The 24,738-nt window shown below is 61.7% G+C and carries 22 protein-coding genes; 15 read left to right on the top strand and 7 right to left on the bottom strand.

The window, feature by feature from the left end; all coding sequences use genetic code 11:
- Nucleotides 1-66 precede the first annotated feature (66 nt).
- Together B1722_RS11565 and B1722_RS11560 are read right to left on the bottom strand one after the other, a co-directional pair.
- On the bottom strand, nt 67-846 hold the full coding sequence (locus tag B1722_RS11565; protein WP_086792570.1) for an ABC transporter substrate-binding protein: 780 nt from the start codon (nt 844-846) through the stop codon (nt 67-69).
- Between the two features lie 317 nt (nt 847-1,163).
- Nucleotides 1,164-1,592, bottom strand: a complete 429-nt coding sequence (locus B1722_RS11560) for a rhodanese-like domain-containing protein (RefSeq protein ID WP_041073551.1) — start codon at nt 1,590-1,592, stop codon at nt 1,164-1,166.
- A 102-nt stretch (nt 1,593-1,694) separates the two neighbouring features.
- Between B1722_RS11560 and ftrA the strand changes: the two genes are divergently transcribed.
- Entirely contained in the window at nt 1,695-2,669 is a 975-nt protein-coding gene (ftrA, locus tag B1722_RS11555; RefSeq protein WP_041073553.1) for a transcriptional regulator FtrA, read from the top strand.
- Nucleotides 2,670-2,802: 133 nt separating this feature from the next.
- On the opposite strand, the gene cobF is transcribed toward ftrA, so the two are convergent.
- Entirely contained in the window at nt 2,803-3,558 is a 756-nt protein-coding gene (gene cobF / locus B1722_RS11550) for a precorrin-6A synthase (deacetylating) (RefSeq protein ID WP_041074164.1), read from the bottom strand.
- Nucleotides 3,558-4,148, bottom strand: a complete 591-nt coding sequence (locus B1722_RS11545; protein WP_174377059.1) for a histidine phosphatase family protein — start codon at nt 4,146-4,148, stop codon at nt 3,558-3,560. The genes cobF and B1722_RS11545 overlap by 1 nt, the downstream gene beginning before the upstream one ends.
- Before the next feature lie 310 nt (nt 4,149-4,458).
- On the opposite strand from B1722_RS11545, the gene B1722_RS11540 reads away from it, so the two are divergent.
- The 8 genes from B1722_RS11540 to B1722_RS11505 all read left to right on the top strand — a co-directional run bounded on the left by B1722_RS11540 (nt 4,459) and on the right by B1722_RS11505 (nt 12,746).
- Nucleotides 4,459-5,313 (top strand): MurR/RpiR family transcriptional regulator, encoded by an 855-nt coding sequence (locus B1722_RS11540; RefSeq protein ID WP_041074163.1) that lies wholly within the window; start codon nt 4,459-4,461, stop codon nt 5,311-5,313.
- A gap of 2 nt (nt 5,314-5,315) precedes the next feature.
- Nucleotides 5,316-5,960 (top strand): isochorismatase family cysteine hydrolase, encoded by a 645-nt coding sequence (locus tag B1722_RS11535; protein ID WP_041074161.1) that lies wholly within the window; start codon nt 5,316-5,318, stop codon nt 5,958-5,960.
- Nucleotides 5,957-7,288, top strand: a complete 1,332-nt coding sequence (locus B1722_RS11530) for a glutamine synthetase (protein ID WP_041074159.1) — start codon at nt 5,957-5,959, stop codon at nt 7,286-7,288. Before B1722_RS11535 ends, B1722_RS11530 begins: the two co-directional genes overlap by 4 nt.
- Nucleotides 7,272-8,024 carry an N-formylglutamate amidohydrolase gene (locus B1722_RS11525; RefSeq protein WP_041074157.1) on the top strand — a complete coding sequence of 251 codons (753 nt, stop codon included), beginning with the start codon at nt 7,272-7,274 and terminating at the stop codon, nt 8,022-8,024. Before B1722_RS11530 ends, B1722_RS11525 begins: the two co-directional genes overlap by 17 nt.
- 85 nt (nt 8,025-8,109) lie before the next feature.
- Nucleotides 8,110-9,459 (top strand): APC family permease, encoded by a 1,350-nt coding sequence (locus B1722_RS11520; protein ID WP_041074155.1) that lies wholly within the window; start codon nt 8,110-8,112, stop codon nt 9,457-9,459.
- Nucleotides 9,460-9,578: 119 nt separating this feature from the next.
- The gene (locus tag B1722_RS11515; RefSeq protein WP_041074153.1) at nt 9,579-10,595 is read left to right on the top strand and encodes an arginine N-succinyltransferase; all 1,017 of its coding nucleotides are present in this window, start codon (nt 9,579-9,581) and stop codon (nt 10,593-10,595) included.
- A 61-nt stretch (nt 10,596-10,656) separates the two neighbouring features.
- Nucleotides 10,657-11,691 (top strand): arginine N-succinyltransferase, encoded by a 1,035-nt coding sequence (astA, locus tag B1722_RS11510; protein ID WP_041074151.1) that lies wholly within the window; start codon nt 10,657-10,659, stop codon nt 11,689-11,691.
- 185 nt (nt 11,692-11,876) lie between these two features.
- The gene (locus B1722_RS11505) at nt 11,877-12,746 is read left to right on the top strand and encodes an oxaloacetate decarboxylase (protein WP_007968750.1); all 870 of its coding nucleotides are present in this window, start codon (nt 11,877-11,879) and stop codon (nt 12,744-12,746) included.
- 287 nt (nt 12,747-13,033) lie between these two features.
- Here the strand turns inward: B1722_RS11505 and B1722_RS11500 are convergent, their stop codons facing one another.
- The gene (locus tag B1722_RS11500) at nt 13,034-14,266 is read right to left on the bottom strand and encodes a M20/M25/M40 family metallo-hydrolase (protein WP_086792569.1); all 1,233 of its coding nucleotides are present in this window, start codon (nt 14,264-14,266) and stop codon (nt 13,034-13,036) included.
- A gap of 142 nt (nt 14,267-14,408) precedes the next feature.
- Nucleotides 14,409-15,482: a diguanylate cyclase gene (locus B1722_RS11495; RefSeq protein WP_041074147.1), complete on the bottom strand. Its 1,074-nt coding sequence runs from the start codon at nt 15,480-15,482 to the stop codon at nt 14,409-14,411.
- A gap of 172 nt (nt 15,483-15,654) precedes the next feature.
- Between B1722_RS11495 and B1722_RS11490 the strand changes: the two genes are divergently transcribed.
- The 6 genes from B1722_RS11490 (at nt 15,655) to B1722_RS11465 (ending at nt 23,487) form a co-directional block, all read left to right on the top strand.
- Nucleotides 15,655-17,106 (top strand): NAD(P)/FAD-dependent oxidoreductase, encoded by a 1,452-nt coding sequence (locus tag B1722_RS11490; protein WP_041074145.1) that lies wholly within the window; start codon nt 15,655-15,657, stop codon nt 17,104-17,106.
- 21 nt (nt 17,107-17,127) lie between these two features.
- Nucleotides 17,128-18,054: an alpha/beta fold hydrolase gene (locus B1722_RS11485; RefSeq protein ID WP_041074143.1), complete on the top strand. Its 927-nt coding sequence runs from the start codon at nt 17,128-17,130 to the stop codon at nt 18,052-18,054.
- A 184-nt stretch (nt 18,055-18,238) separates the two neighbouring features.
- The gene (gene glcD, locus B1722_RS11480) at nt 18,239-19,738 is read left to right on the top strand and encodes a glycolate oxidase subunit GlcD (RefSeq protein ID WP_041074141.1); all 1,500 of its coding nucleotides are present in this window, start codon (nt 18,239-18,241) and stop codon (nt 19,736-19,738) included.
- Entirely contained in the window at nt 19,738-20,787 is a 1,050-nt protein-coding gene (gene glcE / locus B1722_RS11475) for a glycolate oxidase subunit GlcE (RefSeq protein ID WP_041074139.1), read from the top strand. Before glcD ends, glcE begins: the two co-directional genes overlap by 1 nt.
- Nucleotides 20,788-20,789: 2 nt before the next feature.
- Nucleotides 20,790-22,010: a glycolate oxidase subunit GlcF gene (gene glcF, locus B1722_RS11470; RefSeq protein WP_041074137.1), complete on the top strand. Its 1,221-nt coding sequence runs from the start codon at nt 20,790-20,792 to the stop codon at nt 22,008-22,010.
- Nucleotides 22,011-22,098: 88 nt separating this feature from the next.
- Nucleotides 22,099-23,487 carry a VOC family protein gene (locus B1722_RS11465; protein WP_041074135.1) on the top strand — a complete coding sequence of 463 codons (1,389 nt, stop codon included), beginning with the start codon at nt 22,099-22,101 and terminating at the stop codon, nt 23,485-23,487.
- Between the two features lie 109 nt (nt 23,488-23,596).
- On the opposite strand, the gene B1722_RS11460 is transcribed toward B1722_RS11465, so the two are convergent.
- Nucleotides 23,597-24,274 (bottom strand): type 1 glutamine amidotransferase domain-containing protein, encoded by a 678-nt coding sequence (locus tag B1722_RS11460; protein ID WP_086792568.1) that lies wholly within the window; start codon nt 24,272-24,274, stop codon nt 23,597-23,599.
- Nucleotides 24,275-24,738: the final 464 nt, after the last annotated feature.

Raw genomic sequence — 24,738 nt, 5'->3', positions numbered from 1 at the left:
AGAATAAATCATGGGCACAAAAAAAGTGGCCACCGCGCAAACGGGACCACTTTTTTCTACAGCGTATTAATGGCCGTACACGTCAAAGTCGAAATACTTGTCCTGGACTTTCTTGTACTCGCCATTGGCGCGGATTTCGGTGATGGCCTTGTTGAATTTCTCGGCCAGCTCGGTATCGCCCTTGCGCACCGCAATGCCGGCGCCGCCACCGAAGTACTTGGCGTCTTCGTAGGTCGGGCCGACGAATTCGAAACCTTTGCCGGCGTCGGTCTTCAGGAAACCGTCGCTGAGGTTGACCGAGTCGGCCAGCATCGCATCGATACGACCGGAGACCATGTCAAGGTTAGCTTCCTGTTGCGAGCCGTAACGCACCAGTTCGATCCCGGCCGGAACCAGCACTTCAGTGGCATAACGGTCGTGGGTGCTGGCGCGCAGTACGCCGACTTTCTTGCCCTTGAGCTCGGTCAGCGGGTCTTTGACACCAGAGCCTTCCTTCATCACGAAGCGCGCCGGGGTGTGGTAGTACTTGATGGTGAAATCGACGTTCTTCTTGCGGTCGTCGGTGATGGTCATCGAGGACAGGATCGCGTCGATCTTCTTCACTTTGAGTGCCGGGATCAGGCCATCGAACTCCTGCTCGACCCACACGCATTTAACGTCCATCTGTTTGCACAGCGCATCGCCGATATCGACGTCGAACCCGGTGAGTTTGCCGTCAGAGGTTTTCATCGAGAATGGCGGGTAAGCGGCTTCGATTCCCAGACGAATCGGTTTGGCGTCCTCAGCCACAGCGGTCAGGGACAACATCGACAGTGCCAGGGCACCGAACATCACTAGCTTCTTCATTTATTACTCCTGTGTGCGGAGGCTTTTATTGGCAGCTTTCGATTGGCGTTCGGTCATGGCCATCAAGTAGCAAAAACCGAAGTGGACGGCAGTCTATGGCGGCGCGCACAGGGTAAATTGTGTTTAGGCGACAAATACTTACAGAACATCGGCGCACGCGTTGACCGGGATCAACGGTGCGCCGACATGGTGCAAAGACTGTAGGACAAATCTTTGAAAACGACAAAATTTGCCTTTGCAGGAGCTGCCGCAGGCTGCGATCTTTTGCTCTTTAAAAGTCAAAAGATCGCAGCCTGCGGCAGCTCCTACAAAAGCATTCAGCATTCACATCCAATAGGCGCCTTGGCGGCTTGAGTAGTACTCAAGCTGAAGCCCTCATCCAGCCAGCCGGTCACGCCGCCGATCATCTCCTTGACCGGGTAACCCAACGCCGCCAGTTTCACCGCAGCCTTGTTGGCGCCGTTGCAGTGCGGGCCGGCGCAATAGACCACGAACAACGTGCTCGTCGAATACTCCGCCAGGCCTTCGGCGGTCAGCAAGCGGGTCGGAATGTTGATCGCGCCCGGCACGTGACCGCGCTCGAACGCCAAAGGCCCGCGCACATCGACCAGGACAAAATCGACTTCACCGGCCTCCTGGCTGCTGTACACGTCAGAACAATCGGTTTCAAACGTCAGACGGTTGCTGAAATGCATCAGGGCAATGGCCGACGGTGCGGCAGGAATGTCGCGAACCAGGCTGGTCATGTTGTGTGGCTCCTTCATATGTTGGGGTGTGAACAGACTTTATCGGGCCGTCACTTGGCGCTACAGTGGCGCGCAAGACACTCACCGGGAACTTTCCGCCAAATGCCTGATTCACCTGGATTGGTCGCGATTCTGGCCTACGACGGCCTCTGTACCTTCGAGTTCGGGATTGCCGTGGAAATCTTCGGCCTCGCCCGGCCGGAGTTCGATTTCCCGTGGTACGAGCACCGCATCGTCGCCGTCGACGCAGGGCCGATGCGCGCCATGGGCGGCATTCAAGTCCTGGCCGACGGCGGAATGGAGCTGCTGGCGCAGGCACGCACCATCATCATTCCCGGTTGGCGTGATCGCGAAGCCCCGGTGCCACCGGCCCTGCTTGGCGCATTGCGTCAGGCCCACGCCCACGGTGCGCGGCTGTTATCGATCTGTTCAGGGGTGTTCGTGCTGGCCGCCAGCGGCTTGCTCGACGGCCACGGTGCGACCACCCACTGGCGCTACAGCGATGAACTGGCGCGGCGCTTCCCGGCGATAGCGGTGGATCCGGATGTGCTGTACGTCGACTCGGGTCAGTTGATCACCTCGGCCGGCAGTGCCGCCGGGATCGATGCCTGTCTGCATCTGGTGGCCCGCGACTTTGGTACTCAGGTCGCCAATTCGGTGGCGCGGCGGTTGGTGATGTCGCCGCAACGCACCGGCGGCCAGGCGCAATTCATTCCCACGCCTGTCAGCCCGACGCCGCGCAACGATTTGTCACGGGTGATGCAGTGGGCTCGCGAGCGTCTGCACCAACCGCTGGAAGTGCGCGATCTGGCGAGCGAAGCGGCGATGAGCGAGCGCACGTTTCTGCGGCGATTCAGCGATGCCAGCGGGCAATCGCCCAAGGCGTGGCTGCAACACGAACGCCTGGCGCGGGCGCGGGAACTGCTGGAAAGCACAGCACACAACAGCGAACAGATTGCCGAGCGCTGTGGTTACCGATCGGTGGAAAGCTTTCGCGTGGCATTTCGCAGCGTGGTCGGGGTGCCGCCGTCGGTGTATCGGGAGCGGTTTGGGCGTGGGGTCAAAGCGATATCTTGAGGTGAATTTCCGGACGCCTTCGCTGGCAAGCCAGCTCCCACAGGTTTGGCGTCGTACACACCACCTTGTCTCAACCCGAAAACCTGTGGGAGCGGGCTTGCCCGCGATGAGGCCCGCATCGACACCCGACAATTCAAGGCTTGCGCAACAGATAGGTATCCATGATCCACCCATGCTCGGCCCGCGCCGCCTTGCGCGTGCGCTCGATCTGATCCGCAACATCCTCAAGCTTGCCGCTGATCAGAAGCTCATCTGGCGTGCCCAGGTATGCTCCCCAGTAAATCTCGGTCTGCTGATCCGCCACATGGCGGTAGGAATCTTCAGCGTCGAGCATCACCACCAGGCTGTCCGTGTCACTCACCTGCCCCGCCGCCAGACGCCGGCCCGTGGTGATTTCGATTGACCGGCCAATGCTGTTCAACGGCACTTTATGCTGCGCGGCCAGTGCCTGAACGCTGGTAATCCCGGGGATCACTTCAAACTCGAACGCACAGCGGCCTGACGCCAGAATCGCCTGCAGGATACGAATCGTGCTGTCGTACAGCGCCGGGTCGCCCCACACGAGGAAACCGCCGCATTCGTTGTCAGCCAATTCTTGATTGATCAGCCGCTCGAAGGTTTTCTGCTTTGCACGGTTCAGATCTTCGACCGCGCGGGTGTAGTCCACGTCGCCACGCTCACGCTCCGGGCTGTGAGCCTCGACGAAGCGATAGGCTGGATCGGTGATGTAGCGCTCACAGATGTCGCGACGCAGATCGATCAGTTTGTCCTTGCGCGGGCCTTTGTCCATCAGAAAAAACACGTCTACCCGGTTGAGCGCTTTCACCGCCTGCAGGGTGATGTAATCGGGGTTGCCGGCGCCGATGCCGATGACCAGCAGTCGTTTCATCACTGTGCTCCCACACGAACGCTACTCGGCAAGCGTAGCCGCCAGATCCCGTTGAACCGCAGTTCAACGACTGACAGCGGCTCAACATCAATCGCGTTGAACGCTACGCCCTGCACCACCTGCATCAATGCAGCCCGCACCACGAAAGGATGGGTGATGGCGACGATAGGACCCGGCACGCCTTGCAGGCTGGCCAGCCACGCCGCCACGCGTTCGCCCAATTGCGTCACCGACTCGCCGCCATGGGGTGCCGCCTGCGGATCACTGATCCATGCCTGCAAAGCCTCGGCCTCGCGCAGTTGCAGATCCTTGATCGCTTGTCCGTGCCAGCGCCCCATATCGCAATCGCGCAGCGCTTCGTCTACCTGCAGCGCCGCACCGAACCACTCGGCGGTCTGGCGCGTACGCAATTCCGGCCCACACAGCAGATGGCGGGCGCTGGCGAATTGTGTGGCCAATGCACCGAGCCCTGATGGCGGATTTTCAACAGGCTCGTTCGTAGGAAAACGCGACAATTTCTGTGCGACGGTTCGAGCGTGGCAGATCAAAGTCAAACAGGTGGATTGCACAGGGTTGCACTCGCTGAACATCGGTTGAATCGGCGGCAAACCGCCGGTTTTGCGGCAATTGTGCCGCAAAACCGGGCGGCCCGGGGGACCTCGCGAGCTAGGACGTTACTCCGGCGAGCTTACAAAAACGGCAATGTCTCACACGCCAATAGGCAATGGACTACAAGGGCCGAGGACATCGGTGTAGCCCTTGTGACACAGCTCTTTGAGGTTATTTAAACAGTGAATTCCTACCGCAAAAAATTCACTAGACATGTAACCTGAGTTACATAAATACTGTTTTAACGGATTATGAAACAAATTCAACACCCCTCATCCAGCAGGAGCCCGGATGCCCCCTCTTAGAGACTTGATCACCGATCCCGGCCTGGAGCTGACGCCGTCGGAGCGCAAAGTGATTCGCGCCCTGCTCGACCAGTATCCACGCAATGGCCTGGGTCCGATGGCGCGTCTGGCCGAACACGCCGGCGTCAGCGATCCGACCATCGTGCGGCTGGTGAAGAAGCTCGGATTCGGCGGTTATGCCGAATTCCAGGACGCCCTGCTCAGCGACATGGACCACCGCCTGCGCTCGCCGCGCACCCTGTTGCAACCGCGTTCGCACCTGAACAAGGACGACGCCTGGGGCCATTATCTGGCCGATAGCCAACGCCTGCTGGTGGAAACCCAGGTTCTGACCCAGCCCGAAGACGTACGCATTCTGCTCGACTGGCTGCTCGATACGCGGCACCAGATCTACTGCTTCGGCGGGCGTTTCAGCAGCCTGATGGCCAACTACCTGCTCAATCACCTGCGCCTGCTGCGCCCCGGCTGTTTTGCCCTGGAAGACAACGCGCAACTGCCCGACCGCCTGTTCGATCTGCAACGCCAGGACGTGGTGCTGCTGTTCGACTATCGCCGCTATCAGACCCAGGCCTTGCGCGTGGCCAGTGCTGCAAAAAGCCGCAACGCCCGGGTGGTGCTGTTCACCGACATCTATGCCTCACCGCTGCGCGAACTGGCCGACCTGATCATCAGTGCCCCGGTGGAATCGGCTTCGCCGTTCGACACCATGGTGCCAGCGCTGGCCCAGGTCGAAGCACTGATTGCCTGCCTGACCCTGCGCAGCCCCGATCTGGCCGATCGCCTGGAAGGCATCGACGCCCTGCGCAACGAGTTCAACACCCACTTGCTGGAGGATAAATAAGGATGTTCAGTCTTCCCCACCGCTCGCCGCGAGACTTGCCGTTTGTCACCGATCACACCGCGTTGCTGCTGGTGGACATGCAGCGTGCCTGGCTCGAACCGCAGTTCGATCCGCACCTGAACGGCCCGGACGCCGAGTATTTCCTGACCCGCACCCACATGCAGGTGGTGCCCAACCAGCGCCGCTTGCTCAGCGCCTTTCGCGAAGCGCGGCAGAATGTGCTGCACACCATTATCGAAAGCCTGACCGCCGACGGTCGCGACCGCTCGCTGGATCACAAACTGTCGGACATGCACCTGCCCAAAGGCAGTCAACAGGCGCGGATCATCGACGACCTGACCCCGGTAGAAAACGAAATCGTGCTGCCGAAAACCTCGTCCGGGGTGTTCAACTCGACCAACATCGATTACGTGCTGCGCAACCTCGAAACCCGCCACCTGATCATCGCCGGCATTGTCACCGACCAGTGCGTCGACATGGCGGTGCGTGATGCCGCCGACCGCGGTTATCTGGTGACGCTGGTCGAAGACGCCTGCGCCACCTACACCCCGGCGCGACATGACGCCTGCCTGAATGCGATCAAGGGCTACTGCTGGATCACCGACACGCAGACCGTGCTCGGCAGGTTGCAGGAGATGCGCCCATGAGCGAGCGCCTGACGCCGTTGCCGATGACCACCATCGTCACCACTGACCTGATCGGCATCACCCGTGGCCGTTCGTTTCCCACCGATCAGCTGGAGCATTATCAAGCGGCCGGTTGCGGCTGGGTGCCGGCCAACAGTGCCTTGACGCCGCAGGACATCATCGCCTCGACCAACCCGTGGGGCGCGTATGGCGATTTGCGGCTGATCCCTGACTTGAGCAGCCGCGTCACCGTCGGCAACGGCCCGGATGCCGCAGCGCCGGCGCTGGACTTCATCCACGGCGACATTCGCGAAACCGATGGCCGCCCGTGGAGTGCCTGTCCGCGCACGCTGCTGCGCGATGAAATCGAACGTTATCGCAACGACCTCGGCCTGCAGGTCAACGCGGCGTTCGAACACGAATTCAACCTGCATGCCGGCTTCGCCGAACACCTGGCGTTTTCCCTCGAAGCCCAGCGTCAGGGCGCCGAGTTCGGCGGCTGGCTGCTCAGCGCCTTGCGTGCCGGTGGCGTCGAGCCGGAGATGTTTCTGCCGGAATACGGCAAGCATCAATACGAAATCACCTGCCGCCCGACCTGTGGCGTGGCAGCGGCGGACCGTGCGGTCAATGTGCGCGAGATCACCCGTGAAATCGCCCGGCAAATGGGCCTGGACGTCAGCTTCGCGCCGAAAACCAAGGCCGATGCGGTGTGCAACGGCGTGCATTTGCACGTCAGCCTGCTCGACCTGCAAGGTCTGCCGCTGCTCTACGACGCCGGCACCAGCAACGGTCTGTCGACCCTTGGCCAGCATTGGGCGGCGGGGATTCTGCATTATCTGCCAGCGCTGTGTGCATTCACCGCGCCGACGCCGGTGTCGTACGAACGCCTGCAGCCGCATCACTGGAGCGCGTCCTACGCGTGTCTGGGGCAGCAGAACCGTGAAGCGGCGTTGCGCATTTGTCCGACCGTGAGCCTGGGCGGCAAATCCGTGGCGGCGCAGTACAACCTCGAATTCCGCGCCATGGACGCTACCGCTTCGCCGCACCTGGCAATGGCCGCGCTGCTGATCGCCGGACGGCTGGGCATCGAACAGCGTCTGGCGCTGAACGCGATCACCGATGAAATTCCCGATTCACTCAACGACGAGCAACGCAAGGCCCGGGGCATCGTTGCCCTGCCCGCCTCGCTGGCCCAGGCGCTGGATTGCCTGCGTGACAGTGCAGCCTTCAATCAATGGCTGCCCAAGCCGTTGCTCGACACTTATCACGCCCTTAAAACCGAGGAACTGGCGCTGACGGAACAGCTCTCGCCCGCTGACCTGTGTGAGCACTATGCACGCCTGTACTGAATCCGCCGAGCTGGGGTTGTACACCCGCCCGGTCTACAACCTGAGTCGTGAAGATTCATCGCATCCGTTGATCCTGGTGTGTGAGCACGCCAGCCGCTACATCCCCGAAGCCCTGAACAATCTGGGCCTGGACGATGCAGCCGCGCGCGAGCACATCGCGTGGGACATCGGCGCCTTGCAACTGGCTGAAAAGCTCTCGCAAGTGCTCGGGGCGACACTGTTGAGCGCCAACTATTCACGGTTGCTGATCGACCTCAACCGGCCCCGGCATGCCCCCGACAGCATTCCGGCACAGAGCGAGATTTATCAGGTGCCCGGCAATCGCGAGCTGGACGAAGCCACTCGCGAGTACCGGCGCCAGACGCTGTTCAAACCGTTTCACGCCCGGCTGCAAACCCTGATCGACCAACGCGTCGCGCAGGGTCAAGCGGTACGGGTGGTGGGGATTCACAGCTTTACCCCGGTGTATTACGGCCAGCCGCGCCCGCTGGAAGTCGGCGTGTTGTTCGGCCAGGCCAGCGCCTATGCACAACGGCTGATCGACGGCCTCGGCCAGCACCCGTTGAAGGTCGCGGGCAACCAGCCGTACCGGATCGATCCGCTGGGGGACATGACCGTGCCAGTGCACGGCGATGCCCGTGGACTGGAGTCGGTGCTGATCGAGGTGCGCAACGATCTGCTGCGCAGCCCGGAAGCGGTTTCGCTGTGGGCCGAGCGCCTGGCACCGCTGCTGTAACGAATGCAAAGATTGATAACGCGGTAAACGATGGACCGACATAACAACTAAAAACGCCGGATAGGCTGACAAGGAGTTGCGCTTCATGGAAATAGAAGAGTTCGGCTACAAACAGGAGTTGAAACGTAGCCTGACACTGACCGATCTGGTGGTGTACGGAATGATCTTCATGATCCCCATCGCCCCGTTTGGCGTGTATGGCTACGTCAATGCCGAGGCGCCCGGGATGGTGCCGCTGGCCTACATCATCGGCATGGTGGCGATGCTGTTCACCGCGTTGAGCTATGGCAGCATGGCGCGGGCATTTCCGATTGCAGGTTCGGTCTACTCCTACGCGCAACGCGGCCTCAACCAACACGTCGGCTTCCTCGCCGGCTGGCTGATGCTGCTCGACTACCTGCTGATTCCGCCGCTGCTGTACGTCTACGCGGCGATGGCCCTCAACCATCTTTATCCGGACATTCCGAAAGTCGGCTTCATTCTGGCGTTCCTGGTCAGCGCGACGTTCGTCAACCTGCGCGGCATCACCTTCACCGCACGGATGAACATCATCTTCCTGCTGGCGCAATTGGTGGTGCTGGGGATTTTCCTGTTCTACGCCTGGAATGCCCTGCACAACGGCGGCGGCAACGGCGAGCTGACCCTGGCGCCGCTGTATCACCCGGAAACATTCAACTTCGCCCTGCTGATGCAAGCGGTGTCGATTGCGGTGCTGTCGTTCCTCGGCTTCGATGCGATCTCGACCCTCGCTGAAGAAATCAAGGGCGACCCGGGCAAAAGCGTCGGTCGGGCGGCGCTGATCACGCTGGTGGTGATGGGCGCAATTTTCGTCGTACAGACCTGGATCGCCACCGACCTCGCTGCCGGCATGGGCTTCAAGTCCGCCGACACCGCGTTCTATGAAATCGCCGAAATCGCGGCGGGCAGCTGGCTGGCAACGCTGACCGGTGTGGCGACTGCTCTGGCCTGGGGCGTTGCCGTGGCAATCACCTCGCAAGCCGCGGTGTCGCGCCTGCTGTTCGGCATGGCCCGTGACGGCAAGTTGCCGAAAGTGCTGGCCAAGGTGCACCCGAAGCACAACACCCCGTACCTGAGCATTTATCTGGTGGCGCTGCTGTCGCTGGTGATCTGCTACCTGTTCATCAATTCGGTCGACACCCTGACCTCGCTGGTCAACTTCGGTGCCCTCAGCGGTTTCATGCTGCTGCACCTGACAGTGATCAACTACTACTGGCGTCGGCAGAAGTCCGGCCAGGTCGTGCGCCATCTGATCTGCCCGGTGATCGGCTTCATCATCGTCGCCGCCATCATGTACAACATGGGCGTCGATGCGCAGAAACTCGGCCTGATCTGGATCGCGCTGGGTCTGGTGTACCTGTTCTTCCTGAACAAGCTCGGCGCCAGCAGTGCGTTGCCTGACCCGAGTAATGGCTGACAAGAAAAAGAGCGGCGTCTGACAACAAATCAGGCGACCGCCGCTTTAAAGCGTGGCAACCGACAGTGATAGTCAGGTTCGGTGCGGATCACCGGACCCTTTGATACAGGAGTACATCCATGCTGGTCTTACGCCCAGTCGAGCCAACCGACCTGCCGCAATTGCAGCAACTGGCCCGCGACAGTCTGGTCGGCGTCACGTCGCTGCCGGACGACAGCGAACGCCTGCGTGAAAAAATCGCCGGTTCCTGCGCCTCGTTCGACAAAGACATTCAGGCGCAAGGCCCGGAGAATTACTTCTTCGTGCTGGAAGACCTCGACACTCGGCGGCTGGTCGGCTGCTCGGAGATCCTCGCCACGGCCGGTTTCAACGAACCGTTCTACAGCCTGCGCAACCGCCACTTCACCAGTGCCTCGCGGGAATTGAACATCGAGCACGGGGTGCCGGCGCTGTCGCTGTGTCACGACCTCAACGACCACACCCTGCTGCGCGGTTTTCACATCGACAATGCGCTGGTGCGCAGCGCTTTTTCCGAACTGCTGTCGCGGGCGCGGCTGCTGTTCATCGCCGCTCACGCATCCCGTTTCGCCGATGCGGTGATCACCGAAATCGTCGGCTACAGCGACGAGAACGGTCATTCGCCATTCTGGGATGCACTGGGCAAGCATTTCTTCGACCTGCCCTACGTCGAGGCCGAGCGCCTGTGCGGTCTGCAAAGCCGCACGTTTCTCGCCGAACTGATGCCGCAATACCCGATCTACGTACCGATGCTGCCCCCGGAAGCACAGGCATGCATCGGCCGGATTCACCCGGACGGCCAGGAAGCGTTCGACATCCTTGAACGCGAAGGCTTTGAAACCAACAGCTACATCGACCTGTTCGACGCCGGCCCGACCCTGTATGCGCGCACCGCGAACATCCGTTCGATCGCCCGCAGCCAGACCGCCACCGTGCGCCAGCAAGCACAAATCGACGCTCGGGGACGCTATCTGGTGAGCAACGACGCCTTGCACGGTTTCCGGGCCATCGTCGCCGAACTGGATTACCAGCCCGATCAACCGCTGTCCCTTACGCCAGCCCTGTGCACGGCGCTGAAGGTCACCGATGGCAGCACGATCAGGCTGACAGCCCTGTGAACGGCGCCCGGTTGCACACCCAACGACAGTGCCCGAACAGGCGCGTACAAGGAGTTACCGCATGATCGTCCGTCCGGTCAAAGTCAGCGACCTGCCAGCGCTGATGACTCTGGTGCAGCAGGCCGGCCCCGGGTTCACCACCCTGCCGGCCAATGAAGACCGCCTCGCTCACCGGGTGCGCTGGGCGCAACGTGCGTTCGCCGAGCAGGTGGAACGGGCCGACGCCGACTACCTGTTCGTGCTCGAAGACGACGATCTGCGCGTGGTGGGTGTCAGCGCCCTGACCGGCGCGGTTGGCCTGCGCGAGCCGTGGTACAACTACCGCGTCGGGTTGACCGTGAGTTCATCAGCGGATCTGGGCATTTCCCGGCAGATACCCACGCTGTTTCTCAATAATGAGCTGACCGGCCAGTCGGAACTGTGCTCGCTGTTTCTCAGCCACGACCATCGTCATGGCAGCAACGGCCGGCTGCTGTCGTTGGGGCGCCTGCTGTTCGTGGCTGAATTTCCGCAATTGTTTGGCGAGAAGATGATCGCCGAACTGCGTGGCAGTGCCGATGAACGCGGTTGTTCGCCGTTCTGGGACAGTCTGGGCCGACACTTTTTCCAGATGGACTTCAGCCACGCCGACCACTTGTCGGGCCTGGGCAACAAGTCGTTCATCGCCGAACTGATGCCACGCCAGCCGTTGTACACCTGCATGCTGACCGAACAGGCACAAGCGGCCATCGGCCAGCCACATCCCAATACCGAGCCGGCGCTGAAGATCCTGCGCGAAGAAGGCTTTGTACATAAGGGCTACATCGACATCTTCGACGGCGGCCCGGTGATCGAAGCGCCGATCGGCAGCATTCGTACCGTGCGCGACAGCCAGGCGCTGACCCTGAGCCTCGGCACGCCGGACGATCAGGCCCCCTTATGGCTGATTCACAACCGTCGCCTGGAGAACTGCCGCATCACCGTGGCCCCCGGTCGTCTGGTCGGCAATACCCTGGTGGTCGATCGCCTGACCGCCAAGCGCCTGCAACTGCAGCCGGGCAATTCGGTCCGCGCCGTGCTGCTGCCCAGGCAACAGCAACATGCAGTCGCGGCCTGAACGCCGGCCCTGACACTGGAAATCCGCTGATTGCAGATGAAACCTTTCAGCCTTTGCACCCGTGCTCAACGCCTCACTTGCAAATTCGTCATGAACCTTGACCCATTCGCGTGATAGCCTTTTCATTCTTCGGCGTTGACACCTTTGCTCAAGCCGTTCCATTCCTTTGTATTGGTGGAACTCGTATGACCAGGCTTTCCCATCAAGATTTGCGCCGTAACTTCCGTCAATTGCTGGCTTCCGACACCTGCTACCACACGGCCTCGGTGTTCGACCCGATGTCCGCGCGCATCGCCGCAGACCTGGGTTTTGAAGTGGGGATCCTCGGCGGCTCCGTCGCCTCGTTGCAGGTGCTGGGCGCTCCCGACTTCGCCTTGATCACCCTCAGCGAGTTCGCTGAGCAAGCCACCCGCATTGGCCGCGTCGCTCAGCTGCCGGTGATCGCCGACGCCGACCACGGCTACGGCAACGCTCTCAACGTGATGCGCACCATCGTCGAACTGGAACGCGCCGGCGTCGCCGCCCTGACCATCGAAGACACGCTGCTGCCGGCACAATTCGGCCGTAAATCCACCGACTTGATCTCGGTTGCCGAAGGCGTCGGCAAGATCCGTGCAGCGCTGGAAGCCCGGGTCGATTCGGAAATGGCGATCATCGCCCGCACCAACGCCGGCATTCTGCCGAACCAGGAAATCATCAGCCGCACCAAGCAATACCAGGCCGCCGGTGCCGACGGCATCTGCATGGTCGGCGTGCAGGACTTCGATCAGCTTGAGCAAATTGCCGAACACCTGACGGTACCGCTGATGCTGGTCACCTACGGCAACCCGGCGTTGCGTGATGACAAGCGTCTGGCCGAACTCGGTGTGCGCGTAACCATCGACGGTCACGGCGCGTACTTCGCGGCGATCAAGGCCACCTACGACAGCCTGCGCGAACAACGCCAGATCTTCACCCAGGCCTCGGACCTGAGCGCCACCGAGCTGACGCACACCTATACCCAGCCTGAGGATTACATTCTGTGGGCGAAGGAATACATGAGCGTCAAGGAGTGATGTGATGGCCGGGCTGACGCTATCGCTGGCAAGCCAGCTCCCACAGGTTATTTGGCCGACCATGGATTTGTGGTCATTACCAAGCACTGTGGGAGCTGGCTTGCCAGCGAAGGCGGTGGATCAGGCTATATGGATGTTGATTGTGCCGACGCCATCGCGAGCAGGCTCGCTCCCACATTTGATCGGTGTCGAACACAGAGACTGCGTTCACTTAAGATCTACTGTGGGAGCTGGCTTGCCAGCGATGGGGCCGGTCGCCTCAGCACTGAACAATGTTCAGACTGTGACTATTTGGCCAGTTCCATGATCATCCGCGATAACAGATAAATCCGCGGCGTCACGCTCGCCACCTCGGCGTACTCCTCCGGCGTATGAATATTGCCGCCGACAATCCCGAAACCGTCCAGCGTCGGCGTGCCCACGCCGGCTGACAGGCTGGCATCCGCCGCACCACCACTGCCCTCTTCGGTCAGCTTGCGGCCGATCTCGCCGTAAATCCCTTGGGCCATCGCCATCAAGCGATCCGACTCCGCCGTTTGCGGCATCGGCGGCAAGCCGCGTTTGAGGCTGGTGGTGACTTCGGTTTCCGCGATCAGCTTGTCCTGAGAGACCCGCGCCAGGTCTTTCTCGATCCGGTCGAATTCTTCCGGCACGGCCGCGCGCACGTCAGCCTTGGCGGTGGCGTGATCGGGAATCACGTTGGTGCGGTCGCCGGCCTGGAGCACGGTGAAGTTGATCGTGGTTTTCTTCGCTTCGTCGCCGAGTTTGCCCAATTGCAGAATCTGGTGCGCCGCTTCCATCGCGGCGTTGCGTCCCAGCTCCGGCGCAACGCCCGCGTGCGCAGCCTTGCCCTTGACCTCGACCAGCGCCGTTGCGCTGCCTTTGCGCCACACCACCAGACCATCGGCCGGACGCCCCGGTTCGAGGTTGAGCGTCACGTCGTGGGCCTTGGCGGTTTTCTTGATCAGGTCGGTGGCGACGTCCGAGCCGGTTTCTTCGCTGGCATCAAGCAGGAAGGTGATTTGCGCGTAGTCCTTGAAGTCGAGGTTCTTCAAGATCTTCAGTGCGTAGATCCCGGCGACGATGCCGCCCTTGTCGTCCATCACCCCCGGCCCGTAGGCGCGGCCGTCCTTGATGTGGAACGGGCGCTCGGCGGCGGAGCCTTCCTTGAACACCGTGTCCATGTGCGCCATCAAGAGGATTTTCGCCTTGCCGGTGCCTTTGAAAGTGGCCAGCACGTGGTTGGTTTTTTCCGGTGTATTGGGCACCAGCTCGATGGTGGCGCCGAGTTTTTTCAGCTCGTCGATGGCGATCTCGCTGACGTGTTTAAGGCCCGGTTCATAGCCGGAACCGGAGTCGATGTTGACCAGCCGTTCCAGCAGTTTCAGGGCTTCAGGCTGATACTGCTCGGCATCGGCCAGCACTTGCTTGTGCGGTTCGGCAAAGGCACCGGCAGCGCTGAAGGCGAGAGACAGGCCGAGGGTGGCGGCCAGCAGGGAGCGGGGAAATGAGAACGTCATGAATCGATCCTTGTTTCGCGTCGGGGGATTCAAACCGTACCTGACATCGACGCAAGGCTCTATAGCGGATGCGACACCCGAGCCGCCGACACCGAACACTTCCAGGAGCGAGCCGGCTCGCACAGGTGAATGTGGTGAGCAGTCAGACCGAATCGAGCAGTTCCTGCTTCGGCAGGTCGTCACTGTTGCAAATCACCCGATTGCGCCCGGTCGCCTTGGCCTCGTACAGCGCCTGATCCGCATCATTGAGCCAGCGGGTCGCGTCGCCATGCGCCGGATCATAAGCCGCCAGACCAATGCTCAGGCTGACCTTGAGCGCCGGGTTCTGCTCGTAACCCAGAGTGGCGAAACGTTCGCGCAAGGCTTCCATGGCCTGCGCGGCATTGAACAGCGGCAGGTCGGGCAGAATCACGCAGAACTCATCGCCGCCGTAGCGCCCGGCAATATCCGCAGCGCGCAGGTTCTGCTTGAGCATTTTGCTCAACTGGCGCAGGACGATGTCACCCGCCACATGCCCATACGTGTCATTGATCGACTTGAAGTGGTCGATATCGATCAACGCAATCGCCGCGCCCTGTTGCTGTCGACGGCAACGTTGAAACGCGATGTCCAGTTGATCCTTCCAGGCGCCGTGGTTGAGCAGACCGGTCAGGCTGTCGGTGCGACTCAGGGCCAGCAGTTCACGCTTGTGCAGGCCCAGCGTGTAGGCCTGGCGAAAGCAGATCCAGCCCAGCGCCAAAGGGTACAACATCAACAACGGCAGGCAGGCATACAGCTGTAAAGGTGAGGTGGGCGGGATGAACGCCGGGGCGAACACCACCAGGCCGACGCCGATTCCAAGGACCTGCGCCGCCAGGCCCGCCGCGAGAAAACGCAAGCCGCCGATGGCGACATTATTCATCGCCATCATCGAAACAGTGGTGGCACTGGGCAACGGATTGAACTGCATGGCGGCGACCCAGAAGCCGCCCATAAACGCGTCGATCAACAGATTGCGGTGTTCAGCGTGGTAGGGAACGCTGGAGCGACGGGCCCATTGAAACGCCAGATGCGGCCAGACCAGGCCATTGAACAGCATCAGTGCCCAGACCCACGGCGGCGGGTCAAGCGGGTACATCGCCACGCCCACGCACAACAACCCCAGCACCAGGCCGAGGGTTCGCGATGTATAAAGCCTCCTGGCCAGTGAAAGTCCCTTTCCCCCCTTGTTTCGCATAAGGGCCTCGACCACTCAACGGAACCTGCGCACACCGTCAGACCGATGTGCTGGGAGTCTATCAGCCAGCCGTTAAATAGCCATCACCGCCCAGCCGCCCGCTCCCACTCGGCGAATTTTTAGCTATACCTGAAAGGATGAAAACGCTGAAACGACTATAAGAAGGAGACCCATGCGGACCTACCAGGTGTTGATCATCGGCAGCGGATTTGGCGGTCAATGTGCGGCGGTCAATTTGCTCAAGGCCGGCATTGACGATTTTCGCCTGCTGGAACGAAGGGCGTTCTTCGGTGGCACCTGGTGCCAGAACACCTATCCCGGCGCAGCGGTGGATGTGCCCTCACCGCTGTACTCGCTGTCCTTCGCGCCGTACCGCTGGACGCAGATGTTTGCCGCCCAGCCTGAACTGCACCGATACACCGAACACGTCATCGAACGCTTCGGCCTGCGCGAACGCGTGGAACTGCAAACCAACGTCGAACGCATCGAATGGGATGACGCCGCCAGGCAGTGGGCGGTGCACACTGACAAAGGGATGTTCTGCGCGCAGTTCGTGATCAACGCCTCCGGGCCATTGAGCCAACCGGTGATCCCGCCCTTCCCCGGCCAGGATCGCTTTCAGGGCAAGACTTTTCATACAAACAATTGGGATCACAGCTACGACTACCGCGGTAAACGCGTGGCCATCGTCGGCAGCGGCGCCAGCGCCGCGCAGGTCATTCCGGCAATTGCCCCCGAGGTCGCACAACTGCATGTATTCCAGCGCACACCACATTGGGTGCTGCCGCGCGCCGATCGTCGGTTCGGGCCTTTTCAGCGCTGGCTGCTGGGGGTAAAACCGGCCTACAAGCTGCTGCGCTGGCTGCTTTACTGGCAATTCGAAACGCGGGTCATCGCCTTCAAATATTCGAAACCGGCGATTCACCTGGTCCAGCGCCAGGCCCTGCGCTTTCTCAAGCAACAGGTGCCGGACCCGCTGTTGCGCGAAAAACTCACCCCGGACTTCACCATCGGCTGCAAGCGCATCCTGCTTTCCAGCACCTATTACCCGGCGCTGACCCGACCCAACGTCACCCTGCACAGCCGCGAGCAAAGCATCGCCGCGCTCGATGAAACCGGCATCGTCACCCAGGATGGCCAGCACATCGATGTCGACCTGATTGTCTGGTCAACCGGCTACGACGCCACCGACGGCGTGGTCTCCTATCCGGTGACCGGCAAGGACGGTGTGCAACTCAAGGACGTCTGGGCGCAATACCCGCGCGCCTATCTGGGCACCAGCCTGCCGGACTTTCCCAACCTGTTTATCGTCACCGGGCCCAACACTGGCATCGGGCATACCTCGGCGCTGTTCATCATCGAGGCGCAGATGAACTACATCCTCGACTGTATCCACACCCTGCAGGCAAAAGGACTGCGCAGCATCGAAGTGCGCCCCGACGCGGAACGTACCTACACTGCAATGATCCACCGTGAGATGGAGCGCACGGTATGGAAGTCCGGCGGCTGTCACAGTTGGTATCAAAGCAAGAGCGGTCATGTGATCGCGATATTTCCGGGCTTCAGTTTCAGCTACTACCGGTTGACCCGGGCGCTGAAACCGGCTGACCACACTCTGTCCTGAACACGTAAAAGGAAGACGTCGATGCTTGTGCTGTTTGTCGCTCTCGCGGTTTTCGTGGCCTGGAGCTGGTTGAGTTATCCGGCGATCGGCCATTGGCTATATGACCTGAGCACGGCGCTCGAGGCCAGGATGTACAAGTTGCACAAGATCGAAGTGCCGATTGCCGAAATGACCGTCTCGACCTGGCAAGGTGGGCCCTATGAAGCCGCCAGCGCGATCCTGATGCTGCACGGCTACAGCGCCGAGAAAAACCTCTGGCTGCGCTTCGCCAGGCACTTTGTCCGCCAGTACCGAGTGATCATTCCGGACATCGCCGGCCACGGTGAAACCGGCTTCAAGGCCGGCGGCGGCTATGACATTGCGCTGCAGGCCAAGCGCATGATCCAGCTGCTCGACGTGTGCGGCGTGGAGAAAGTCCACGTGATCGGCAACTCGATGGGCGGCTACATCGCAGCGTGGCTGGCGGCAACCTACCCGGACCGGATTGCCTCAGTGGCACTGATCGACCCGGCCGGCGTCACCGCACCGCAGGCCAGCGACATGGAACGCCATCTGGCCCGTGGACATAACCCGTTCCTGATCAACTCCCGGGAAGAATTCCGCCAGTTTTATGCGATGACCATGGCCTCGCCACCGTGGGTACCCGGACTGGTGCTGGACGCCATCGCCCAGCGTTACCAACGCCAGCGTGATGAGCTGGAAGAGATCTTCCGCGACTTTCGCGCCAGCCCGCCGATGGAACCGAAACTGGCCGAAATCAAATGCCCGGCGCTGCTGCTGTGGGGGCGCAAGGACCGTTTGATCGACGTCAGCAGCGTGCCGGTGTGGAGCAAGGGCATCGCCAATCTGCGGGTCGAAGTGTGGGACGGTGTCGGGCACATGCCGATGGTCGAACAACCGGGGAATACTGCGCGGTTGTATCGGGAGTTTCTGGGCAGTCAGCGATGACAGCCACCACAGTCCTTGTGGCGAGGGAGCTTGCTCCCGCTGGGGCGCGAAGCGGCCCTGATCCAGCGAAAGCGACTTGCCTGCCTCGACACGGCACCAATCTCAGGTCGGCTGCGCAGCCCAGCGGGAGCAAGCTCCCTCGCCACAAAAAACCGTCCCGGCGACAAAGATTCGGAAGGTCGGAATGAACATTCTCTACGACGAACGCCTCGACGGCCCGCTACCGGAAGTGAACAAGGCCGAGCTGCTCAAAACCCTGCAGCACGCCCTCCCGGATCTCGACCTTCTGTGGCGCGAAGACGAACTCAAGCCGTACGAATGCGATGGCCTGTCGGCCTATCGCACCACGCCGATGCTGGTGGCGCTGCCCCGGCGACTCGATCAGGTACAAACCCTGCTCAGGCTCTGCCATCAATACCATGTGCCGGTGGTGGCCCGTGGCGCCGGCACCGGGTTGTCGGGCGGCGCGCTGCCGCTGGAAAGCGGCCTGTTGCTGGTGATGGCGCGGTTCAACAACATCCTGCACATCGACCCGGCGGCTCGCACCGCACGGGTACAACCCGGGGTGCGCAACCTGGCGATATCCCAGGCGGCGGCGCCGTTCGGCCTGTATTACGCGCCGGATCCGTCGTCGCAGATTGCCTGTTCGATCGGCGGCAACGTCGCGGAAAATGCCGGTGGCGTGCATTGCCTCAAGTACGGTCTGACCGTACACAACCTGCTGAAAATCGAGGCGCTGACCATCGAAGGCGAACGCCTGACGCTGGGCAGCGAGGCCCTCGATGCCCCGGGTTTCGATTTGCTGGCGCTGTTCACCGGCTCCGAAGGTTTGCTCGGGATCATCACCGAAGTCACGGTCAAACTGCTGCCCAGACCGCAGGTCGCCAAGGTGCTGCTAGGCAGCTTCGATTCGGTGGAAAAGGCTGGCCGCGCGGTGGCCGACATCATCGCTGCGGGGATTATTCCCGGCGGCCTGGAGATGATGGACAACCTGGCGATCCGCGCCGCCGAAGATTTCATCCACGCCGGTTACCCGGTCGCTGCCGAAGCGATTCTTCTATGCGAACTCGATGGTGTCGAAGCCGATGTCCACGACGATTGCCTGCGAGTCCGCGAGGTCATGCTTCAGGCCGGCGCCAGCGAAGTGCGCCAGGCCCGCGATGAATCCGAGCGCGTGCGCTTCTGGGCCGGACGCAAAAACGCTTTTCCGGCGATCGGCCGCTTGTCGCCGGACTACTACTGCATGGACGGCACCATCCCGCGTCGCGAATTGCCCGGCGTGCTGCAAGGCATCGCGCGCCTCGGCGCCGAATACGGCTTGCGCGTGGCCAACGTGTTCCATGCCGGCGACGGCAACATGCACCCATTGATCCTGTTCGACGCCAACCAACCGGGCGAACTGCATCGCGCTGAAGCGCTGGGCGGGAAGATTCTCGAACTGTGCGTGCAGGTCGGCGGCAGCATCACCGGCGAACACGGCGTCGGACGCGAGAAAATCAATCAGATGTGTGCGCAATTCAACAGCGCAGAGCTGACCCTGTTCCACGCCGTCAAAGCCGCGTTCGACCCGCAAGGCCTGCTCAACCCCGGCAAGAACATCCCGACCCTGCACCGCTGCGCAGAATTCGGCGCCATGCACATTCACGCCGGACAACTGCCATTCCCCGAACTGGAGCGCTTCTGATGGCTGACGTCGACGCCAGCGGCGCCCTGCTCGATCAGGTCAATCAGGCCCGGACCAACGCCACGCCGCTGAAAATCCAGGGTGGCAACAGCAAGGCGTTTCTGGGACGCGAGGTGGCCGGCGAAGTGCTCGACACTCGCGCGCACTGCGGCATCGTGCGCTATGAACCGACCGAGCTGGTGGTCAGCGTGCGCGCCGGTACGCCGCTGCGCGAGTTGCTCGCGGCGCTCGACGCTGCCGGGCAGATGCTGCCGTGCGAACCGCCGGCCTTCGGTGACAGTGCCACCGTTGGCGGGATGATTGCCAGCGGGCTGTCCGGGCCACGGCGGCCATGGTCAGGTTCGGTGCGCGATTTCGTCCTCGGCACCCGGGTCATCACTGGCCTCGGCGAGCACCTGCGGTTCGGTGGCGAGGTGATGAAAAACGTTGCCGGCTACGATCTGTCGCGCTTGTTGACTGGTAGTTTCGGCTGTCTCGGCGTGCTCACCGAGGTCTCGCTGAAAGTCCTGCCGAAACCGCGTCAATGCCTGAGCATCCGCCTCGATATCGACTGCACCCGAGCGCTGACCAGGCTGGCCGAATGGGGTCAGCAACCGTTGCCGATCAGCGGCGCCTGCCATGACGGGCAAAGCCTGTACCTGCGCCTGGAGGGCGGCGAAGGCTCGGTGACCGCCGCGCATCAACGACTCGGCGGCGAGCCGCTCGACTCGGTGTTCTGGCGCGATTTAAACGAGCAACGCCTGAGCTTTTTCGACGAAGGCCTGCCGCTGTGGCGCCTGTCGCTGCCGAACAATCTCGGGCCGCAAGAATTGCCCGGCCAGCAGTTGATCGACTGGGCCGGCGCGCAACGCTGGCTGAAGTCCGATCACGAGCACGTTCAGATTCTCGCCCAGGAACTCGGTGGCCATGCCACCTGCTTCACCCATGGCGCCAGCGACACACCGTTCCAGCCGCTGCCGCGCACGCTGATGCGTTATCACCAGCAACTCAAGGCGCAACTCGACCCGCAAGGGCTGTTCAACCCCGGCCGGATGTACGCGGAGTTCTAGCCATGCAGACCACCCTCAGCGAACAATCCCGACAACTGCCGCGTGCGGCCGAGGCGGAAAAGATTCTGCGCACCTGCGTGCATTGCGGTTTTTGCAACGCCACCTGCCCGACCTATCAGTTGCTCGGTGATGAGCTCGATGGGCCACGCGGACGCATCTATCTGATCAAACAAGTGCTCGAAGGGACGCCGGCCACCGAGCAGACTCAGTTGCATCTGGATCGCTGCCTGTCCTGCCGCAATTGCGAAACCACCTGCCCCTCCGGTGTTGACTATCACAACCTGTTGGATATCGGGCGGGCGGTGGTCGATCAGGCCGTGCCGCGACCTGCCGCCCAGCGCTTGTTGCGCGAGGGCTTGCGTGCACTGGCGCCGAATCCGGGCGTATTCAAGGGACTGCTGCGGGTAGGCACGACGTTCCGGCCGCTGTTACCGCGCATCCTCGAAAGCAAATTGCCGCAACGCGCCCCAGTGTCCGGCTCACGCCCCGCCCCATGCCATGTGCGGCGGGTGTTGCTGCTCGAAGGCTGCGTGCAACCGGGCCTGTCGCCGAACACCAACGACGCGACGGCACGAGTGCTGGACCGGTTGGGGATCAGCGTCACGCCGGTGACCGAGGCCGGTTGCTGTGGCGCGCTGGACTATCACCTCGACGCCCAGGCCAAAGGCCTCGAGCGCGCCCGACAGAACATCGACGCCTGGTGGCCGCACCTGCAAAACGGCGCGGAAGCCATCGTGCAGACGGCCAGCGGTTGCGGCGCGTTCATCAAGGATTACGGGCATCTGCTGGCGCAGGATCCGCGCTACGCCGACAAGGCGCGGCAGATCAGTGAGCGAACGCTGGATCTGGTGCAACTGCTCGCTCAGGAACCGCTGGAGCAAGTGTGCGCCGCCCGCCAGCGGCGGATCGCCGTGCATTGCCCCTGCACCCTGCAACATGCGCTGAAACTCGGCGGCGCAGTCGAAACGCTGCTGAGCCGCCTTGGATTCAATCTCACCCCAGTGCCGGACGGTCACCTGTGTTGTGGTTCGGCCGGCACTTATTCGCTGACGCAACCGACCCTCGCCCGGCAATTGCGCGATAACCGCCTCAATGCGCTGGAAAGCGGGCGCCCGGAGCTGATCGTCACGTCCAACGTCGGCTGCCAGAATCATCTGGCCGGCGCCGGACGCACGCAGGTTTTGCACTGGATCGAACTGGTGGATCAGTCGTTGACAGAATGAAGTTCGTAGGATTCTTCGTTTGCCGCCGTCGGCGAAGGCTGCGATCTTTTCCTCCATCCTTTACGTGACCGTGGCAGGAATTTTTTTCATGACCGTGCAGCCTTTCGTCAGCCCCGACCTGATCCGTCAACGCTTCTCCAAAGCGATGTCCGACATGTACCGCGAAGAAGTGCCGTTGTACGGCGCGCTGATGGAGTTGGTGGAACAGACCAACCGTGAAGTGCTGGCCGCCCAGCCAGACCTCGCACGGCAGCTCGACAGCACCGGTGAAATCGAGCGCCTGGACATGGAGCGACACGGCGCGATCCGCGTCGGCACCGGCAAAGAGCTCGCGACCCTCGCGCGCCTGTTCGCGGTGATGGGCATGCAACCGGTGGGCTACTACGACCTGACCCCGGCGGGTGTGCCGGTGCACTCCACGGCGTTTCGCGCGGTGCATGAAGCGGCGCTGCAGGTCAGCCCGTTTCGGGTGTTCACTTCGTTGCTGCGGCTGGAGCTGATCGAAGATCCAGAGTTGCGCGGTTTTGCCGAATCGGTGTTGAACCGGCGTTCGATCTTTACCCCTGCTGCCTTGCAGCTGATCGAGCGGGCGGAGTCAGCCGGTGGGCTGAATGAGGAGGACGCGGCGCAATTTGTCCTACAGGCACTGGAAACCTTTCGCTGGCATCACAGCGCCACTGTCACCGCTGCGCAGTACCAGACCCTCAGCGCCCAGCACCGTCTGATCGCCGATGTGGTGGCGTTCAAAGGCCCGCACATCAATCACCTGACCCCACGCACGCTGGACATCGATATTGTCCAGGCGCAAATGCCGGTGCACGGCATCACCCCCAAAGCAGTGATCGAAGGCCCGCCACGCCGCAAGTGCCCGATCCTGTTGCGCCAGACCAGTTTCAAGGCGCTGGACGAGCCGATCGCTTTCACCGATCAGCACGAGACTCGTGGTAGCCACAGCGCGCGTTTCGGCGAAATCGAACAACGCGGTGCGGCGCTGACCCCCAAAGGCCGAGCGCTGTATGACCGCTTGCTGAATGCCGCGCGCGATGAACTGGGCGACTTTCCCAACGAAGGCAACGCCGCACGTTACAACACGCTGATGACCCGACACTTTGGCGAATTTCCGGACAGCGTCGACGGCATGCGTGAACAGGAGCTGGCGTATTTTCGCTATTTCCCCACGGAAAAAGGCTTGGCAGCGGCTAGCCTCAAATCGACATCGCTGGAGGATTTGCTCCGCGAAGGCCATGTGAAAGCTGAACCGTTGGTGTACGAAGATTTTCTGCCAGTGAGTGCGGCGGGGATTTTTCAGTCGAACCTTGGGGACGCGGCGCAGACGCACTATGGCGAACACTCGAACCGCCAGGCATTCGAACAGGCGCTGGGGCGTGCGACCATTGATGAGCTGGGGTTGTATGCCGAGACGCAGCGGCGTTCGATTGAGGAGTGTGCTCAGGTTTTGGGCTTGAAACTGTTCTGACTGTGGCGAGGGAGCTTGCTCCCGCTGGGCTGCGAAGCGGCTCAGGTTTTGGGAGCGCTGCGCACTCCAGCGGGAGCAAGCTCCCTCGCCACAGAATCAAATGTTGCTTCTAGCGCAACCGCGACAACAGCGCGAACGCTGTCTCTTCCGACGACGCCGGATTCTGCCCGGTCAGCAGCAATCCGTCCTCACGGGTGTAGCTCGACCAGTCCGCGCCCTTGGAGAAAATCCCGCCTTTGACCTTGAGCTCGTCCTCCACCAGAAACGGCACCACGTTGGTCAACTGCACCGCATCTTCTTCGCTGTTGCTGAAACCAGTCACCTGCTTACCCTTGACCAACGGCTGACCGTCCGCACCTTTGACATGGCGCAGCACCCCGGACGCATGACACACCGCCGCCACGGGTTTGCCACTGTTGTAAAACGCTTCGATCAGCGCAATCGAATGGCGGTCTTCAGCCAGGTCCCACAACGGGCCGTGGCCGCCGGGATAGAACACGGCATCGAATTCCGCAGCCTTCACCGTGTCCAGTTTGACCGTAGAGGACAGTGCCGACTGGGCGGCAGAATCCTTGCGAAAGCGCTCGGTCGCGGCGGTCTGCGCATCGGGCTCGTCACTTTTCGGGTCCAGCGGTGGCTGGCCGCCCTTGGGCGAGGCCAGCGTCAGTTGCGCGCCGGCATCCTTGAACACGTAATACGGCGCGGCGAATTCTTCCAGCCAGAAGCCGGTTTTCTTGCCGGTATCACCCAGTTGATCGTGGGACGTTAAAACCATCAGGATTTTCATGTCGTTCTCACTCGCGGTGGGGAATGTTCAGACGCCTGCGGCGCAGTCGTGAGTGATTGACCGTCGCGCTGGGTGGATCGTTTCAAACGCTCGACGCTGGCACTTGGCCTTACTGCGCAACTTCTTGCGCACTCGCTCGGCGAAAAAGACTGATCATCGCGCTGTAGGCCTTGAGGCACGTGGCCCGCAGCCGAGTGCGCAACTTCTTGCGCAGTACTGCGCAAGAAGTTGCGCACTTTCCACCTCGATTCAGCAAAAAACATCGGTCATAACGCAGACTAGAGCCGCTTCACCCCCGGCTGCCGGGCCCTTCGACAAACCTGGCACGCTCCTTGATAACAGTCAGGCACCCACCGGGCGATTTCGCCTCCCGGGCACCCTAAATTTATCCGCAAGGAGAGCACCCCATGGCAACACCAGCGTACATGTCGGTTACCGGCGAAAAACAAGGCCTGATCACTGCC

It is taken from the genome of Pseudomonas sp. SCPG-7, from assembly GCF_002156405.1.
In the GTDB taxonomy this organism is placed as follows: domain Bacteria; phylum Pseudomonadota; class Gammaproteobacteria; order Pseudomonadales; family Pseudomonadaceae; genus Aquipseudomonas; species Aquipseudomonas parakoreensis.
This window is presented reverse-complemented; position numbering and strand designations above follow the sequence as displayed.

What these genes read in the sequence shown, in the direction of transcription:
- B1722_RS11565 (WP_086792570.1), bottom strand. Translation starts at nt 846, where the DNA reads ATGAAGAAGCTAGTGATGTTCGGTGCCCTGGCACTGTCGATGTTGTCC.
- B1722_RS11560 (WP_041073551.1), bottom strand. Translation starts at nt 1,592, where the DNA reads ATGACCAGCCTGGTTCGCGACATTCCTGCCGCACCGTCGGCCATTGCC.
- ftrA (WP_041073553.1), top strand. Translation starts at nt 1,695, where the DNA reads ATGCCTGATTCACCTGGATTGGTCGCGATTCTGGCCTACGACGGCCTC.
- cobF (WP_041074164.1), bottom strand. Translation starts at nt 3,558, where the DNA reads ATGAAACGACTGCTGGTCATCGGCATCGGCGCCGGCAACCCCGATTAC.
- B1722_RS11545 (WP_174377059.1), bottom strand. Translation starts at nt 4,148, where the DNA reads ATGTTCAGCGAGTGCAACCCTGTGCAATCCACCTGTTTGACTTTGATC.
- B1722_RS11540 (WP_041074163.1), top strand. Translation starts at nt 4,459, where the DNA reads ATGCCCCCTCTTAGAGACTTGATCACCGATCCCGGCCTGGAGCTGACG.
- B1722_RS11535 (WP_041074161.1), top strand. Translation starts at nt 5,316, where the DNA reads ATGTTCAGTCTTCCCCACCGCTCGCCGCGAGACTTGCCGTTTGTCACC.
- B1722_RS11530 (WP_041074159.1), top strand. Translation starts at nt 5,957, where the DNA reads ATGAGCGAGCGCCTGACGCCGTTGCCGATGACCACCATCGTCACCACT.
- B1722_RS11525 (WP_041074157.1), top strand. Translation starts at nt 7,272, where the DNA reads ATGCACGCCTGTACTGAATCCGCCGAGCTGGGGTTGTACACCCGCCCG.
- B1722_RS11520 (WP_041074155.1), top strand. Translation starts at nt 8,110, where the DNA reads ATGGAAATAGAAGAGTTCGGCTACAAACAGGAGTTGAAACGTAGCCTG.
- B1722_RS11515 (WP_041074153.1), top strand. Translation starts at nt 9,579, where the DNA reads ATGCTGGTCTTACGCCCAGTCGAGCCAACCGACCTGCCGCAATTGCAG.
- astA (WP_041074151.1), top strand. Translation starts at nt 10,657, where the DNA reads ATGATCGTCCGTCCGGTCAAAGTCAGCGACCTGCCAGCGCTGATGACT.
- B1722_RS11505 (WP_007968750.1), top strand. Translation starts at nt 11,877, where the DNA reads ATGACCAGGCTTTCCCATCAAGATTTGCGCCGTAACTTCCGTCAATTG.
- B1722_RS11500 (WP_086792569.1), bottom strand. Translation starts at nt 14,266, where the DNA reads ATGACGTTCTCATTTCCCCGCTCCCTGCTGGCCGCCACCCTCGGCCTG.
- B1722_RS11495 (WP_041074147.1), bottom strand. Translation starts at nt 15,482, where the DNA reads ATGCGAAACAAGGGGGGAAAGGGACTTTCACTGGCCAGGAGGCTTTAT.
- B1722_RS11490 (WP_041074145.1), top strand. Translation starts at nt 15,655, where the DNA reads ATGCGGACCTACCAGGTGTTGATCATCGGCAGCGGATTTGGCGGTCAA.
- B1722_RS11485 (WP_041074143.1), top strand. Translation starts at nt 17,128, where the DNA reads ATGCTTGTGCTGTTTGTCGCTCTCGCGGTTTTCGTGGCCTGGAGCTGG.
- glcD (WP_041074141.1), top strand. Translation starts at nt 18,239, where the DNA reads ATGAACATTCTCTACGACGAACGCCTCGACGGCCCGCTACCGGAAGTG.
- glcE (WP_041074139.1), top strand. Translation starts at nt 19,738, where the DNA reads ATGGCTGACGTCGACGCCAGCGGCGCCCTGCTCGATCAGGTCAATCAG.
- glcF (WP_041074137.1), top strand. Translation starts at nt 20,790, where the DNA reads ATGCAGACCACCCTCAGCGAACAATCCCGACAACTGCCGCGTGCGGCC.
- B1722_RS11465 (WP_041074135.1), top strand. Translation starts at nt 22,099, where the DNA reads ATGACCGTGCAGCCTTTCGTCAGCCCCGACCTGATCCGTCAACGCTTC.
- B1722_RS11460 (WP_086792568.1), bottom strand. Translation starts at nt 24,274, where the DNA reads ATGAAAATCCTGATGGTTTTAACGTCCCACGATCAACTGGGTGATACC.